This window comes from Zarconia sp. (genome assembly GCF_057467645.1).
The window spans coordinates 15,028-31,500 of sequence record NZ_JBRJXU010000037.1 but is presented as its reverse complement, the minus strand read 5'-3'; the positions used below and the strand labels follow the sequence as shown (position 1 = coordinate 31,500).

Below are 16,473 nucleotides of genomic sequence, written 5' to 3'. Positions count from 1 at the left end.
CCACGATTTGTTGGGCGGCCTGCTTGACAATTTTGAGCGGTTTTCCCCCCATGGAACCGCTGCGATCGAGAATCAAACACAAATTCAGGGGAACATCGCGATCGACACTGTCAGCAATTGCCGAAACCGCGACGGATAATTGCCGTTGATTCGTCGGTTGTGCCGCATCCAAACTGGCATCGTTGAGGGCCGGTTGCACGCTAACTTTCATAAATTCAAACGTCCTGAGGTAATACCCATTGAAATATGAGGTTGAAATTTGAGATTGAAATTTGAGATCGATCGACTCGCGTAACGCCTTTAATCTTTTTGAACTCTGAATTTTCCCGATCTCTTCTTGTAGCTATCTCCTCATTCTTCGATATCGATTTCGGAAATCTGCCGTGCCACTGGGAGGATTTTGGCGCCAGGTACAGTAAACCGCACCCAAGCGTTGCCCCCTGCTGCTTCCAAGAACACGCTACTATATCTAAAGAATATCGCCATTCTTCATCAGATAACTACAGGTCGTCTAACTCCATGGATTCACCCATCAGAGCCGTGCAAACGGGTTACACCTATAGCGATATGTCGTATCGGACGCCGCCACCCGATCTCGAATCGCTGTTGCTCAAAGAACGGATCGTCTATCTCGGACTGCCGTTGTATTCCTCAGACGATGTGAAGCGCAGTGTGGGAATCGATGTCACCGAACTGATTATCGCCCAACTGCTATTTTTACAGTTCGACGATCCCGAAAAGCCAATCTTTTTCTACATCAACTCCACGGGAACGTCCTGGTATGGCGGAGATGCGATCGGTTTTGAAACCGAAGCCTTTGCCATCTGCGACACCATCAACTACATCAAACCCCCCGTCCACACCATTTGCATCGGTCAAGCGATGGGAACGGCAGCCATGATTCTCTCGGCGGGAACCAAGGGATGCCGTGCCAGTCTTCCCCACGCCACCATCGTTCTCAATCAGGCCAAAAGTGGGGCGCGCGGTCAAGCAACAGATATTCAAATCCGCGCCAAAGAAGTTCTCAACAACAAACAAACCTTGTTGGAAATTCTGTCTAAAAATACGGGGCAACCCATCGATAAAGTCAAAAAAGATATCGATCGGATGTTCTATCTCACCCCCGAAAAAGCGAAAGAGTACGGGTTAATCGATCGGGTGCTCGAAAATACCAAAGAACTCCCGGCTCCCATTCCGGCCATGTAATTGAACCCTGTAATCGAAAAGACGAACGCTGTTTTTGAGTGTCAGAAATCGATTAATTCAGCTAAAAACTTCTCTTTTTGAAGAGATGGTATAAAAACTGGCTTACGAGATTTTCAAAAGCTTTGAAAATCTAAACGGAATTGTCAATTCTCCATTGTCAATTGTCAATTTACTTGCCCCTCATTCCCCAAACGATATTATGCCTATTGGTGTTCCCAGCGTTCCCTACCGGCTTCCCGGCAGTCAGTACGAGCAATGGATTAGTATTTACACTCGTCTGTCTCAAGAGCGCATTTTGTTCCTGGGACAGGAGGTCACCGATGCTCTCGCCAATCGGATCGTGGCTTTCATGCTCTACCTCGACTCCGACGATCCCAACAAGCCGATTTACCTGTACATCAACTCCCCAGGGGGTTCGGTGACGGCGGGGATGGCGATTTACGACACCATGAAGTATATTAAGTGCGAAGTCATTACCATCTGCGTCGGACTCGCAGCATCCATGGGTGCGTTTCTCCTGGCGTCGGGGACTCCAGGCAAGCGTCTGGCACTGCCTCACTCGCGGATCATGATCCACCAGCCTCTCGGTGGCGCGCGGGGACAGGCAACAGATATCGAAATCGAAGCCCGAGAAATCTTGCGCATCAAGAAGCAGCTTAACGATATTCTCGCCGTTCAAACGGGTCAAACCCTCGAAAAAGTCGAAAAAGATACCGATCGCGACTACTTTATGTCCGCCGAAGAAGCCATGCAGTACGGTCTGATCGATCGAGTGATTGAAGATCGTCCCGACTAAGTTTGCTGCAACCAAAATCGCCAAGATTAAAATAGAGACTGGGAACGGGCGATCGGGTGCGAATTCGGCTTAAAATATCGAAAATTGACGAGAATCCTCTCAGTTTTGCGAAGCCGATTTCATCTCGCACTCCCGAATCTCCGTACCCAGTCCTTTTTAAGTACCCACCACCGTGAACGTAACCCATTGTTATCGCGTCCTAGGATTGAAACGAGGAGCCAGTTTTAATGAAGTGAAAGCCGCTTATCGGCGACTGGCTAGGCAATACCACCCCGATATCAATCCCGGAGATCGGTACGCTCACGAAAAATTTATCCAACTCCACCAAGCTTACCAAGTTTTACTCGATGCGGTAAATGTCGAGGGTTGCGCCCCGCAATCCCCCACACCCAAACCGTCATCCACCCCGGCGGCAACTCCCCCCACGCCCAAACCGCCCCAGCAAAAACCGCCAACCCCCCCTCAAGCGCCCCCTCAAAATCCGCCACGAACACCCAAAGGTTCCGGTCAACCCAAAGCCCCGTCTTTTCGCGATCATCCCAGTCTATCGGAGTTCGAGAAACAGCTCAAACACCGCAGCTACGGACAATTGCAGAAGCTCTTCGCCCAGCAAAAGTATCCCCGCGCGATCGCCCTGATTGAAGGTTTAGCCGCGCGGCTTCCCCAAGATACGGAAATTCGCCAGTGGCAGGCGGTCACCTATCAGCGTTTCGGGCGCTCTCTGATAGACAATCGAAATCTTTCGAAGGCGAGGGTGTATCTGAAAAAATCTCTCCGCACCGATCCCCACAATCGCGCGCTGTGGCTGGAAGTCGAGCGAGATTTTCGCCGCATGGAGAATTTGCTGCGATGAGACTTGGGAGATCGGGTGTTGGGTACATTATCCAAGCAAACTGAATACAGCCATAAAATCTAAAATCTAAAATTCTCAATACCCCACTTTCACCGGATATTTCTGACTCAAAACTAACGTTTAAAATTCTGAAGGTTTCATCCAAACGATGCGCGATCGCTTGTCGCGAACGTGAATGGCTTGAAGATCGGCAAGATCGTCGAACCAAGAGACGATCGCCGCATCCATCGTCCACATCAAACCCACTTTGCCATTCGAAAACTGACACCCGCAGGCGACTTTGTGAGGTTGACGGTCTCTGTTACCTCGCTTTTTGAGTAGGTAAAACGGCGCGGGTAATCGTTCGGCGATCGTCGATTCTCGTTTACCTGCAATTCGCAAGGCATGAGCGTCAATAATCAAAGTATTATTATCGCGACACTGAATATGTTCTAGTGCTTCGAGGGTGGGGTAGACGGAAACGCTTCGATAGCGAGTTTGCCAGGCGAGAATGACGATTCCCGTGCTGCCGTCAGCATTGACGAGAACGCCACCTTCAGCAACGTGACCGACACCGCTAATGCCCTCCGGGTCGAAAACTCTACCGAGAAGAAACGGACGGATTGCAGTCATATTCGCAAAACGGAGAATTGGGGGCTTCAGGATGCCAAGGGAGAGCGATCGCAGCGCAATCTGTAACCCATGGGAGTATGGGTCCAGGATATTGAATTATCGGTCGTTTGCCCAAACGAGGCAACTTCCTTCGTGTGCCTCAGGGATATCGATCGCTATCTATTCTGACACCAACACAGTCAGAATGGAGGTTTTATAGCAGTTCGTGCCGGTATCGTTACACATTTTCAGTCATGGGAATGGGGAATAGGGAATAGGGAATAGGGAATGGGAAATGGAAAAAACCTATTTTATTTCTTCAATCGTGTCAATAAACCAGCGCGAAGCGCTATAGCTTATCCCGATATTGACGTTCTCCAGAGTAAACTCCAACTAAAATTCGTAGAGTCGATCGTTTTTTTAACAGAAATTCAAATCTAAATCAATCTCAACTTAAAATTTAAATTGAAGTTCAAACCGGTAATCTAACTCTTTCCCAAATTTAACAAGGTTTTCAGAAATACGAACAGATAAGATTTGAGAAAAAGACGGATGAGACTTTCTGAGTTCTTTCAATTCAAAGTTGCGTCGATCCGGATTTTTTTACCACTTTCAAGATCGATCTACTTGGATCGTATTGAATAAGAAGAACGACATCACTCGACTGACGAAGATCGATTCTCCAAACACGATCGAACGACCTCGGCTAACTCAGCGGCATACTCCTCGTGTAAAGCCAGAGAACCCGGCAAATGGTGCGATCGCACCTCAGAACGAGCGGCGATTGCCTCCATTTGGGCTTTCGATTTCGGTGGCGTGCGCTCTCCGATAACGATGCTAACAGGAACGGAAGTGCGATCGAACCAAGCCAAACATTCGGCGCGATCGCCGGCCGGATCGAGTCGACCGGTGACGAAGGCGGCCGAGGCAAACCGGGCGTTGGGTTGCTGGGTGGTTTGCCGCTTTTGGGCGATTAAACTGGGGGTGATGCGATCGGCATCGGCATAAACGTGCTGGCGGTATTGCGTCGCCAGAAAATTGGGCTTTGTGAGTTGGGCGTACAAAGCTTGACCCAGAAGCGGCGATCGCACCGTCTCTCGGATAAGGGCGTGCCACCATTTTCGACCGCCTGTCATCGTCGGGAACGGACCCCGCCAGGTGGGAGCCGCGAGGATAATTTGCGACCAAATCGGGGGGTGCAGCCCGGCCGAACTCATGGCGTATCCGGCTGCGTGACCGGCTGCCACGACGGGAATCGGCTGCTTGAAGGTGTTTCGGACAAAATCTTGGAGAACCTGGCAATACAGGGCACTTTTGTAATCGAGGGGCAAGCGGGATGACTCGCCAAATCCCGGCCAATCCAGGGCGATTGTTTGATAGTGCGCTGCGAGGCACTCGGCGAGGGGGCGCATTTCCCCACGGGTGGAAACAGTACTCAAAGCGGGTAGGAGCAAGATCGGATCGCCTTGACCCAAGCTTTCCCAAACGACTTCGACAGATTGGTCTTGCCAAGTCCAGGGGTATCGAAATACTTCACCCCCGAGTCCTAAACCTTCGGAGGTGGGTGGAGTGGAAGTCGCCGTAACAGTCATGGTTTTCCCGACTCGATATTGGATTTTGACGATAATTTTCCCACATCTGGGGCTGGGGGAGACTGTAGGGGCAAAGCATTTGGGCGATAAATTCTGCAACAAACGAAACCTGACATATCCAAATGCTTTGCCCTCCTCAGGAGTTGGGGAAGTAGGGGGAGAAATAGACCTCTGGTGGAAAAGGGTTAAGGGTTAAGGGGGAAGAAATTCATGACTTCGGCATAGATATTGATGTGATTTGTGATTTTCGCAGATGTCTAATAGGAGCTGACAACGGAATGCTCAACGCTTGCTCTGCCGCGTTGTAAGGTGTTGGAGAATTCAGTTACACGTGGCGTTAATGGTGAATCTGGTTAAAATCCAACCTCTGAGTGCGGATTTACTTCCGGCGATCGTCGAACTCGATCGGCTTTGTCTGGGAGGATTGTGGACGTTAGACGGCTATCAACGAGAACTCGAGAGTCCCAATAGCGATTTGTTGGTGGCGTCGATCGTGACGGGTTCTTCCGATAATAATGAGGAGAGCGTCCCGATTCTCATTGGTCTCGCCTGTGTTTGGGCGATCGTCGATGAAGCGCATATTACCCTGCTAGGGGTTCACCCGACCTATCAAAAACAGGGCTTGGGTAGCGCCTTATTCCTGAGTTTATTGCAGGCAGCGTGGCAACGGGGACTCGAACGGTCAACCCTAGAAGTGCGTGCCTCCAACCACGCCGCATTATCCCTGTACCAAAAATTCGGATTCAAAGAGGCCGGACGGCGACGGCGTTACTATGCCGATACCGGTGAAGATGCGTTGATTTTATGGAGGGGTGGATTGCAACACCCCCAGTTTGAAGACACCTTGAGTGCTTGGAAGACACAAATTCACCATCGAATTCGAGACGCAAATTGGAGATTTGTCGCGTAAAAAAATATCGACTCTATACCCATTGAAATCCATCAAAGTAGAGGGATTAGACGCGAACGAGTATCCCGGCGATTCTGAAGGCAAATATCGGTTTTATACAGCGGGCGATCGGCTCCAACGAGCGCCATTGAGAATCTACAAATTTTCCCGATACTTTTATATATGTAGTTGCCGATACAGCATTTTGACCGATCCGATGAAGTACGGTTGGGGGCGAATCCCCGATAGCACGAACCCCGTCAGGTTTGCTATGCTAAGTTCAATTGATGGGTAGGTAGCAGGTCGTTAGCTCCGTCTTCAAAACTGTTCGGTAATGGAAACGCACCATGTTTGAACGCTTTACAGAAAAAGCCATTAAAGTGATTATGCTCGCCCAGGAGGAGGCTCGCCGCCTGGGACATAATTTCGTTGGGACCGAGCAAATCCTCCTGGGTTTGATCGGTGAAGGTACCGGGGTCGCAGCCAAAGTCTTAAAGTCGATGGGAGTCAATCTCAAAGACGCTCGGATTGAAGTTGAAAAAATTATCGGTCGGGGCTCGGGATTTGTCGCTGTTGAAATTCCTTTTACACCAAGAGCTAAGCGCGTTCTGGAGTTGTCTCTGGAGGAAGCGCGTCAGCTCGGACACAATTATATCGGAACAGAGCACTTATTACTCGGTTTAATCCGCGAAGGCGAAGGGGTCGCGGCCCGCGTGCTGGAAAACTTGGGCGTCGATCTATCGAAAGTCCGCACCCAAGTCATTCGGATGCTCGGCGAAACGACCGAAGTCCCGGCCGGCGGTGGTGGCGGTCGCAACAAAACCCCCACGTTGGACGAGTTTGGTGCCAACCTGACGCAAATGGCCTCCGAAGGCAAGCTCGATCCGGTGGTGGGTCGCCAGAAGGAAATCGAGCGCGTCATTCAAATCCTCGGTCGTCGGACGAAGAACAACCCGGTGTTGATTGGCGAACCGGGGGTCGGTAAAACCGCGATCGCCGAAGGTTTGGCCCAGCGGATTGCCAACAACGACGTCCCCGACATTTTGGAAGACAAGCGAGTAGTCACCCTCGACATCGGCTTGCTGGTGGCGGGAACCAAGTACCGAGGCGAGTTTGAAGAGCGTCTCAAGAAAATCATGGATGAGATTCGCTCTTGCCAGAACGTGATTCTGGTGATTGACGAAGTCCATACCTTGATTGGTGCGGGGGCTGCTGAAGGTGCCATCGACGCGGCGAATATCCTCAAACCCGCTCTGGCGCGCGGCGAACTCCAGTGCATCGGGGCGACCACCCTCGATGAGTATCGCAAGCACATCGAGCGAGATGCGGCTCTAGAACGTCGCTTCCAGCCGGTGATGGTGGGCGAACCCAGCGTGGAGGAAACCATCGAGATTCTCTACGGTTTGCGCGAACGCTACGAACAACACCACAAGCTGAAGATTTTGGATGAGTCCCTCGAAGCGGCCGCCAAACTCTCCGATCGCTACATCAGCGATCGCTACCTACCCGACAAGGCGATCGACCTGATCGACGAAGCCGGTTCGCGGGTGCGGTTGATCAACTCCCAGTTGCCCCCGGCAGCCAAAGAGTTGGATAAGGAATTGCGTCAAATCCTCAAAGAGAAGGATGAGGCCGTGCGTTCCCAAGACTTCGATCGGGCTGGAGAATTGCGCGATCGGGAAATGGAAATCAAAACCGAAATCCGCTCGATCGCCAGCAGCAAGAAAGCCGAATCCGCTGACGAGGCCAATGACGGACCTCACGTGACGGAGGAGGACATCGCCCATATCGTTGCTAGCTGGACGGGAGTTCCGGTCAACAAGCTCACGGAATCCGAATCCGAGAAGCTGCTGCACATGGAAGATACCCTGCACCAGCGCTTAATCGGTCAAGAAGAAGCGGTCAAGGCTGTTTCCCGGGCCATTCGTCGCGCTCGCGTCGGGTTGAAGAGTCCCAACCGCCCGATCGCCAGCTTTATCTTCTCCGGTCCTACAGGGGTCGGTAAAACCGAACTGACCAAGGCTCTGGCCGGTTACTTCTTCGGTTCTGAAGATGCGATGATTCGCTTGGATATGTCCGAGTACATGGAGCGTCACACCGTCTCCAAACTCATCGGTTCGCCGCCGGGATACGTCGGTTACAACGAAGGCGGTCAGCTCACGGAAGCCGTGCGCCGTCGTCCCTACACCGTGGTGCTCTTCGACGAAATCGAAAAAGCCCACCCCGACGTGTTCAACATGCTCCTGCAAATCTTGGAAGACGGTCGCCTGACCGATGCCAAGGGACGCACGGTAGACTTCAAGAACACCTTGCTGATTATGACCTCCAACATCGGCTCGAAGGTGATCGAGAAAGGTGGCGGCGGTCTGGGCTTCGAGTTCTCCGTCGAGGACGAAGCCGAAGCGCAATACAACCGGATTCGCAACTTGGTCAACGAAGAACTCAAGCAGTACTTCCGTCCCGAGTTTCTCAACCGCTTGGATGAAATCATCGTCTTCCGCCAGTTGGTAGTCGAGGAAATCAAGGAAATCTCCGAAATCCTGCTCAAGGAAGTGTTCGGTCGTCTGACGGAACAGGGGATTACCTTAGAAGTGACCGATCGCTTCAAGGATTTGTTGGTCAAAGAAGGCTACAATCCCAGCTACGGTGCGCGTCCCCTCCGTCGAGCAATCATGCGCCTGCTCGAGGATAGCTTGGCCGAGGAAATCCTCTCCGGTCGCATCCAAGAAGGCGATACCGCCGTGGTGGATGTGGACGATGATGGTAAGGTCCAAGTTCTGTCTGGGGAACAGCGGGAACTACTGCCTCAAGGTGCCCAATAATGCGATGACATGAGGTGCGATCGTCCTTAGTGCGATCGTCCTCTAGATTGCTACTCTACAACGAACCCACTTTATCGAAGTCAGTCACCCGCTTTCTCGATGAAGTGGGTTTTGCTGTGGTGGGAAGATTGAGTCGAGCATCTATAGCCATATTCAGTCGCGTTAGGACACAAGTGACCGTGGGCAAGGGGAGCTGGGGGAGCGGGGGAAGCTGGGGGAGAAAGATTGAAGATACGCTCTGTGAGCTCGGACTGTCCTAACCTAACTGAATACCGCTATAGACTCAATCGACCTGTTATAGCACTACGCACATACCGTTCACGTCAGTTTTGCTGAAGCCATCTCGTCGGGATGCAGACGACCGGTGACGTTCGGGCGGCCGTCTTGCCTCTTGAAAGCGAAGCGACAACACTGGCGACATCTGGTTGCTCAGGAGGAAAGTACTCCATCCCCATTCCCCCCGACCCCTTTCCCCGTCCTCACCGGAAACAGTCTTATCCCAAACTGACGTTACTCTAACCCCTACACCCTACACCCCATACCCTACCCCCACCCGGCACTTTTTATCCCAAACTGACGTTAAATTATAGTGATTCAACCGGATAGATTACTGAGCCTGCACTTCCTCTCGATTTGCACTGGCATCCGATATGGTCAGAAAATAAGTTTCGCTCCAAATATCGCCTGGTTCTGTGATGTCTTGGAAGTCTTGAAGCCGGTCTGGAAATTCTTCGTAAAGGCAGGTCGATGCGACGCTTTTCAAGTGAAGAACCAATTGAGAGAGCTGAATTTTGGGAGGATGGAAAAAGGAAAGTTGAATCAGTTCGGGAGTGCTTTGAAAGTCGAGAAGCTGGCATTCTCGTTCCTTGAGCGTACGGCGGAGGATGGTTTGCAAACGTTCTCCCATCGAAGGAGTCACGATCTGGCGTTGCTGTTTCGTCAGCAGGCTCAAATGGGCGATCGGCTCTTCAGGCGGTGACTCCATTTGCAGAGTTTGTTTCTGAGTGCGGACTTGTTCGAGGGCAGCACTCAGTTGGAGAATCTGTTGGTTCAGTTGGGTTTCCTTGGCTTGGGTAACGGTCTTTTCTTTCTCCTGTTTGGCGGTTTCAATTTGATGCTTGAGGTTTTGAATCTGCTGCTGGAGCTGGCTATCTTGAGTTTGCCAGTAATCTGAGGTTTTCCGAACTCGAATGGCTAATTGCTCTAACTCTTTTTCGTAGGGTTCTAATCGAGAAATATAGCTCCGGGAATCGGAGACATTAGAATTTGAGGCCGAACTCGAGTCGGTTTGAATATAGTTTATCTCTCCTAAAATTTCGTCGATTCGTTGTTTGATTCCGGTTAAGCTGGGTTCTTTTCGTTCGGACGATCGCTCCCACCATAAATAGTTACCTAAACCCAAAAGTCCGAGAAACCACGCAACGGTTAACACTCGATAGACTTTGACTCTTTGGATGGCTTGCTGGTAGCTTTTTTTGAAGATTTTTTCGAGGTCTTCTGCGGGTCGTTCGGATGACGATAGCAGTTGGGTGGTCAGACTTTCGACCTGGGGCTTGGTGTTTAAGATGATGCTTGCATGAGAAATCACTTTTTCGGTGGGAAAATCTTCTGTTTTGACTTTATTTTTGATATCGATATCCAATAACTGATTGTTCAAGCGATTAATATTTGCGGTTAGTTGACGATCTACCGAAATATTATATAAAAGAAGATTGCGAATTAATCCTTCGAGAGTGGCTTTCAAAGATGAAAATACTTCAGGTTTTAAAGCTGTCTTTTCTTGAGATTCGACTTGACTGGTGAGCAAAGGTAAATAGCGCAAAGAATTCTTCAGGAGAGCATTTTGAGATTTGAAACGTTCGCTCAGTTCTTCTTTTTTATCTAAAGTCTCAAATTTTTTTGCCAGATTTTTTTCAATAATTTGTCGATTTTTAAAATTCACGAATCGAGGAATTTTACTCAAATCTTCTTCCAGGGCGCGCTGCCGATCTAGATTTTCCACCAATCGATCGTAGGAAGAATATAACTCGTATCGCGACTTGAGAATTTCTCGCTCGAAATCCGCCTCGAGTTCTTCGAGTTCGAGCATTTTATCGTAGTACTTCTGGTACTCCGAATTACTAACCGATAAACTCTGACTGACTAAAAAAATTGAGATCGGAATAAGAACGATCGCACTCGATAGAATCAGCCATAACGGCTGGCTCGACTTCAGTACTTTAAGTTTCTCGATCTTTTTCATTACAAGGGTTTTCCTTGGTACTCACCGGTCAGGGTTATCAAAAATTGCATAATTAGATCGACATCCTTTTGAGGCAGATCGACCCCAAGCTGATATTGACCCATCAATTTAATGGCTTCATCGAGGGTTTTCGGATTTCCGTCGTGAAAATAGGGAGCGGTGCGAGTAATGTTTCGCAAACTCGGCACTTTGAAAACATGGCGATCGCTATCGTCTTGGGTAACGTTATACCGCCCTAAGTCAGATTTAATGACATTCCCGCGATCGGCAAAGTAATCACCAAAAACTCCAACTTTTTGGAACATATTGCCCCCTACCAGCATTCCTTGATGGCAGGTAATGCAACCGTAAGACTTGAAGAGATCGTACCCAGCCTTCGCATCCTCGGAAATTGCATCGTTGTCTCCGCGCAAATATCGATCGAAGGGAGCGTTGGGGGTAAACAAAGAACGCTGAAACGTGCCGATGGCATCCTTAATATTGTCGCTGGTGAGACCGTCATCGTAGGCGCGATCGAACGCTTTGACGTAATCGGGCGATCGCTTGAGCTTATCAACGACATCTTGCCAGCTCATTCCCCCCATTTCCTTAGCCGCAGCCACGGGACCATCCGCTTGTTCTTCTAGGGTGGCCGCCCGGCCATCCCAGTTCAGCCGCCAGAGAAAGCCACTATTAAACACCGTCGGCGAGTTCAATCCCGTATTGCTTCCTTGCATTCCCAGAGATGTTCCCAACCCGTCGGTGCCCCCTTTATCGAGCATATGGCAGGTGGCACAGGAAATGGTATCGTTGGTCGAAAGCTTTGGCTCGTGAAACAATCGATCGCCCAGTTCCACTTTTCGCTCGTCGAGTTCTTGGGTCAGAGGTATGGGAGAGATCGGTTCTGCGGCCAGTGCGGCCGAACCTCCATTGGCTTGTGTGTCGGATGTTGAGGATGCATTGGGAGTTGTTTCCCACAAATAGGTGATTCCCAAGGCCGCGAACATCGTCACGCAGAACAGAAAGATATAGGTATATAACTTTTTAAATTTTTTCAGCACCAAGAATTAACCCCATTCATCTCAAAACAGATTTAAGCGACACATCCAGAGTTGTTGCTCGCCATCTTTATTTTCAGCCCTAGAATGTGCGAGAACACGGAAGCGTGTCAAGCACAAAATTAGGCTATTGAAGCCCCAGATAAAAATGTTTGGGATAAAAGCGTTCGAGAGCGCGATCGAGATTTTTCTTAGAATCGCCTACTCTTTTGGGTTTGTCAATTTTTTTGTTAACTTTTTAGGTGAGTTCATGACTTTAAAATCCCTAAGCCGCTGAGAAGTTGTAATCTCATAAGATGAGTTCGTTGTCTTGCCAATTTTGGAAATTCGAGCGCGCGATAAATATGAGAGTTTGCCAACCTAGACGGCGATCGGTGAAAGGGTAGGCGCTTTGAGGGATACGATCGTTCTAGTGCAGCGCGGCAGAAACATGTACCGAGTTCTCAACCGGTGAAAGCTATATACAGTCAGCATTTTTAATGCGCGCATTTTGCATTTTTAATTCTGCGTAGCAGCACTAGTGCAGTGCGGCAGAAACAAGTACCGAGTTCTCAACTGGTGAAAGCTATATACAGTCAGCATTTTTAATTTTGCCTGCATCGCGAGCGTTGTCGGTTTCCATCCCGTTCAACTTTTTAAGATGCATTTTTAATGACCCGTAGCCACACTAGATTGAGTCGAGAAACGGTGACATATAGTACTTTACAAGTCAGTGGGGTCCGATCGTAAATTTCAAGTCTCCCTTCATAAGAGGGATTTAGGGGGATCGTCCGTACCTGATTCATTCAAGAAACGCGATAGATCGTGAGATTGCGATCGAACGACTCCTAATTTTTATGGCGCGATCGAGTTGAAAACTAAACCCACACTCTCACCCTTTTACTCCGCTAATATAAGCCGCTGTAATTGGGTGGTTGGGGGCGTTAAAAATTTGTTCTATGGGTCCGGACTCCATCAAACGACCGCTCCCATTTTCTACCCAAAATAAAGCCGCTGAATCGGCAATTCTTCTGGCTTGAGCTAAGTTATGAGTCACGATTAAAACCGTATATCTTCCCCGCAAACTGGCAATTAAATCTTCCACCACCCCCGAAGAAATGGGGTCGAGGGCACTACACGGTTCGTCCATCAGTAAGACTTCCGGTTCTAGAGCTAAACTGCGGGCGATGCAGAGACGTTGTTTTTGCCCGCCGGAAAGAGAGAGGGCAGAAGATTTCAATCGGTCTTTGACTTCATCCCAGAGTCCCACATCCCGTAAAACTTGCTCGATAATACAATCGAGGCGATCGCGCTCTTTAATCCCATGCTCTTTGAGAGGAAAAGCAATATTTTTCCAAATTGAAAAGGGGAAGGGATTGGGTTTTTGGAAAATCATCCCCACTTTACGGCGAAGGGCGATCGGATCGATTTTGGGACTCATCACATCCAGATTACCGATTTGAATTTCACCAGAAACCCGACAGTTGGGCAGCAGATCGGTCAGGCGATTTAGACAGGAAAGAAAACTCGTTTTACCACAACCCGAAGGTCCAATGAGGGCGGCAATTTTCCCCCTGTTGACATCGAGACTCACATCTTCAAAGGCGAGTTTCTTGCCATAGGCTAAGCTTAAGTTCCGAGTGGAGAGATAGGGGTTCGATAAGTTGGATTGCATGGGTATAGGGTATAGGGTGTGGGGTGTAGGGTGAAGAGTTTGTCTTGGGGGTATCGAACTGCCTCACTCATGACCGAACTGTCTACCCTACGCAGCTTTAGTGAATAACGCTGTAACCTCAATCTTGCAAAACGGTCAACCCTACAGCAGACTCGAATCCAGGAGATCGACCTGAATCTTGACCAATTGTTCCGATCGACACCCACCCACTCACGACATTGCGCGATGCATCCAGAGTTTGCTCAACCCCATAGCGATGGTGTTTGCCAAAAGTAGAAAGACGAGTAACACCAAAACAGAGGCATAGGCATTGCTATCGCCTCCCGGGACGTTCATCGAGAGATCGTAGATATGAATGGAGAGCGATCGCCCCGAATCGAGTAAAGAGGTGGGAGTTCGATCGACGTAACCGCTCGTGAAAATCAAGGCAGCCGCTTCGGCAATCGCTCGTCCCATCCCTAAAATCAACCCGGCAACTAAGCTGGGAATCGCCGAGGGTAATAGAACGTGAATCGCAGTGCTGGTACGACTCAAACCCAGAGAAGCCGCCCCCAACCGGTAGTCATCGGGAACCGATCGCAATCCGACTTCGATGGTGCGAATCAAAATCGGCAAAATCATACACGCCAGGGTTAACCCTCCCGCCAAAATGGAAAAGCCCAAGCCGAGGGTAACGGAAAAAAAGGCATTGCCAAACAAACCAAAGACGATCGAGGGAACCCCCGCCAACATATCCAAACTGCGACGCACCCACTGTCCGAAGCGGTTGTGAGTGGCGCTAAACTCCGCCAGCAGAATCGCCGTTCCCAGGGCTAACGGCACCGCAGTTCCCAAACAAACCCCCAGAATCAACCCGGTGGAAATCAGAATCGATGAAATCCCCCCATCGCGCCCGGAATTGCGAGGTTCGGCGGTGATAAATTCCCAGGAAATTTGCCCGATGCCGTGCCAGGTGACATCGATGGCAATCCAGAGAAAAATGCCGGTAATGGCGATCGCGCTTCCCCACACGAGTACCGCCAGTACCCCATCCTTATAGCCAGTCATTTTGCGGCTGCTGGTGTCGAGATTATCCATAAATTTCCCGATCTGCGATCGCCTCCGCAACGAGTACCAATCCCAAACTTGCCAGTAACAGCAACAACCCACTGACAAATAACGCCGAACGATGGTCGCCTAACGCATAGGCCATTTCCAAAGCAATATTCGCCGGAAGGGTGCGAATCGGATCGAATAACCCTTGAGGCACTTGAACGATGTTGCCGCAAACCATCAACACCACCATCGTTTCTCCCAAAGCGCGCCCGGTTCCCAGAATTAAGCTGGTAAATAACCCAGTCCGCGCGGCGGGCAAAACCACGCCCCAAATCGTACCCCAGCGAGATAACCCCAACGCGGCCGCCCCGAGGAGGTAGGCGGGGGGCACTTCGGCCAGACTCGCTTCTGCGGTGAGAGCAATGGTGGGAACGGTCATCAATGCCAAGACTAAGATGCCCGCCAGCAAACTGGTGCCGGGGGGATGCAGCCGATTAATGAGGGGAACCAGGACGACCAATCCCCAGAAGCCATAAACCACTCCCGGAATCCCCACGAGCAATTCCAAGAGGCGGCGATAGAGGGTGGCGACAGCCGGTGGGGCGTAAAAATGGCAAAAGAGGGCGGAGAGAATGCCTGCTGGCGCGGCTAATAGTAAAGCACCTCCCACCACCAATAGGGTGCTGACAAGCATGGGGGTGAGGCTATATAGCTCTTTGGAAGGGAACCACGCGGTGTCAGTTAGGAAGGGCAAGAAACCGATATTTTGCAGAATCGGCCAGGATTCTCGGATCAGAACGATCGCGATCGGAATGACGATCGCCCCGGCCACCAATGCTAAGATGCGCAGAACCCAAACCAGAATCTCGTCAACGTTGGGGCGGAACGAAGTTTTGTTCGCGGATAAGGTCATGGTTTTCTTCGGCAAGGGCAAAGTCTAAAAATTCCTGGGCAAGGGGCGTGGGTTCACCTTTAACGACCAAACTCAGAGGACGAGAGAGGGGAAAGCTGCCATCGATGACTCGATCGACGCTGGCTTCTACACCGTCTAGGTTTAAGAGCTTAATCGGAACCCCTTGCTCGATACTATAGGCTGCCGCCCCAATGGAGACGTAGCCGATGGCATCGGGATTTCCGGAAACGGTTTTGATGCCCTGCTGGTTATCCCCGATAATTGCTGAGGCTTGAATCTGTTCGGGTTCGAGTTTGAAGTGTTTTAAAAATAGTTCGAGGGTAGAGCGTCCCTCGGCTTTGTTGATCGCGGCGATCGGGGCATCGGAACCGCCGAGTTCTTTCCAGTTGTCGATTTCGCCGGTATAGATGGCAACCACGTCCTCGCTGTCGATTTCGGTGAGGGGGTTGTCGCCATGGACGATGGGACTGATGCCATCGAGGGCGACGATATATCCTTGTCGTTCTTGGAGTTCTTCTTCTTTAAGGGCGCGAGACACCATGCCAATATCGGCGAGTCCCTGTTCTGTATCGGAGAGTCCTCGGGAGGAACCCCCCGTTTGTACGTCAACTCGAATCTCTGGGTTTTGGGCTTCAAATCGCTTGCCCATCTCTGAAATGAGCGGGGCGACGGTACTCGAACCGGTGACGATCAGTTTTTGGGTTGCAGGGGAACCGATTTGGGCACCGCTTCCGGAACACCCTTGCAGCGTTAGGCTCAGAACCAAACCGGTAAGAAGAGTTTTGGAGATGCTACATTTCATAAACTTACTTTAACCTTAGTTCGGATGTGGGAGGGAAGGGG

Annotated in this window: 14 protein-coding genes and 1 pseudogene; 6 read left to right on the top strand and 9 right to left on the bottom strand. The window is 50.4% G+C overall.

Annotated features, from left to right (window positions below):
- Positions 1-211 (bottom strand): annotated as a pseudogene (locus AC2215_RS05600) (hypothetical protein); the annotation flags it as partial.
- Between the two features lie 308 nt (positions 212-519).
- Between AC2215_RS05600 and AC2215_RS05595 the strand changes: the two are divergent.
- From AC2215_RS05595 to AC2215_RS05585, 3 genes are all read left to right on the top strand, one after another.
- Complete coding sequence (locus AC2215_RS05595; protein ID WP_486808979.1) at positions 520-1,206, top strand: ATP-dependent Clp protease proteolytic subunit; 687 nt, start codon at positions 520-522, stop codon at positions 1,204-1,206.
- Between the two features lie 199 nt (positions 1,207-1,405).
- Positions 1,406-2,002: an ATP-dependent Clp protease proteolytic subunit gene (locus AC2215_RS05590; protein ID WP_486808978.1), complete on the top strand. Its 597-nt coding sequence runs from the start codon at positions 1,406-1,408 to the stop codon at positions 2,000-2,002.
- A gap of 172 nt (positions 2,003-2,174) precedes the next feature.
- Entirely contained in the window at positions 2,175-2,855 is a 681-nt protein-coding gene (locus AC2215_RS05585) for a J domain-containing protein (RefSeq protein WP_486808977.1), read from the top strand.
- 120 nt (positions 2,856-2,975) lie between these two features.
- Here AC2215_RS05585 and AC2215_RS05580 read toward each other — a convergent pair whose 3' ends face one another.
- Entirely contained in the window at positions 2,976-3,467 is a 492-nt protein-coding gene (locus AC2215_RS05580) for a hypothetical protein (protein WP_486808976.1), read from the bottom strand.
- Between the two features lie 635 nt (positions 3,468-4,102).
- The gene (locus AC2215_RS05575) at positions 4,103-5,038 is read right to left on the bottom strand and encodes an alpha/beta fold hydrolase (RefSeq protein WP_486808975.1); all 936 of its coding nucleotides are present in this window, start codon (positions 5,036-5,038) and stop codon (positions 4,103-4,105) included.
- A gap of 340 nt (positions 5,039-5,378) precedes the next feature.
- On the opposite strand from AC2215_RS05575, the gene rimI reads away from it, so the two are divergent.
- From rimI to AC2215_RS05560, 3 genes are all read left to right on the top strand, one after another.
- Entirely contained in the window at positions 5,379-5,948 is a 570-nt protein-coding gene (gene rimI, locus AC2215_RS05570; RefSeq protein WP_486808974.1) for a ribosomal protein S18-alanine N-acetyltransferase, read from the top strand.
- Positions 5,949-6,274: 326 nt separating this feature from the next.
- Entirely contained in the window at positions 6,275-8,749 is a 2,475-nt protein-coding gene (locus tag AC2215_RS05565; RefSeq protein ID WP_486808973.1) for an ATP-dependent Clp protease ATP-binding subunit, read from the top strand.
- Between the two features lie 351 nt (positions 8,750-9,100).
- The gene (locus AC2215_RS05560; RefSeq protein ID WP_486808972.1) at positions 9,101-9,268 is read left to right on the top strand and encodes a hypothetical protein; all 168 of its coding nucleotides are present in this window, start codon (positions 9,101-9,103) and stop codon (positions 9,266-9,268) included.
- Between the two features lie 88 nt (positions 9,269-9,356).
- Here the strand turns inward: AC2215_RS05560 and AC2215_RS05555 are convergent, their stop codons facing one another.
- The 6 genes from AC2215_RS05555 to AC2215_RS05530 form a co-directional block, all read right to left on the bottom strand.
- Positions 9,357-10,991: a DAHL domain-containing protein gene (locus tag AC2215_RS05555; protein ID WP_486808971.1), complete on the bottom strand. Its 1,635-nt coding sequence runs from the start codon at positions 10,989-10,991 to the stop codon at positions 9,357-9,359.
- Complete coding sequence (locus AC2215_RS05550; protein WP_486808970.1) at positions 10,991-12,031, bottom strand: cytochrome-c peroxidase; 1,041 nt, start codon at positions 12,029-12,031, stop codon at positions 10,991-10,993. Before AC2215_RS05550 ends, AC2215_RS05555 begins: the two co-directional genes overlap by 1 nt.
- Before the next feature lie 868 nt (positions 12,032-12,899).
- Positions 12,900-13,682 carry a phosphate ABC transporter ATP-binding protein gene (locus tag AC2215_RS05545; RefSeq protein ID WP_486808969.1) on the bottom strand — a complete coding sequence of 261 codons (783 nt, stop codon included), beginning with the start codon at positions 13,680-13,682 and terminating at the stop codon, positions 12,900-12,902.
- A gap of 210 nt (positions 13,683-13,892) precedes the next feature.
- Positions 13,893-14,759, bottom strand: coding sequence for a phosphate ABC transporter permease PstA (gene pstA / locus AC2215_RS05540; RefSeq protein ID WP_486808968.1), 867 nt, complete (start codon positions 14,757-14,759; stop codon positions 13,893-13,895).
- Positions 14,752-15,630 (bottom strand): phosphate ABC transporter permease subunit PstC, encoded by an 879-nt coding sequence (pstC, locus tag AC2215_RS05535; protein ID WP_486808967.1) that lies wholly within the window; start codon positions 15,628-15,630, stop codon positions 14,752-14,754. Before pstC ends, pstA begins: the two co-directional genes overlap by 8 nt.
- Entirely contained in the window at positions 15,587-16,432 is an 846-nt protein-coding gene (locus AC2215_RS05530; RefSeq protein ID WP_486808966.1) for a phosphate ABC transporter substrate-binding protein, read from the bottom strand. Before AC2215_RS05530 ends, pstC begins: the two co-directional genes overlap by 44 nt.
- Positions 16,433-16,473: the final 41 nt, after the last annotated feature.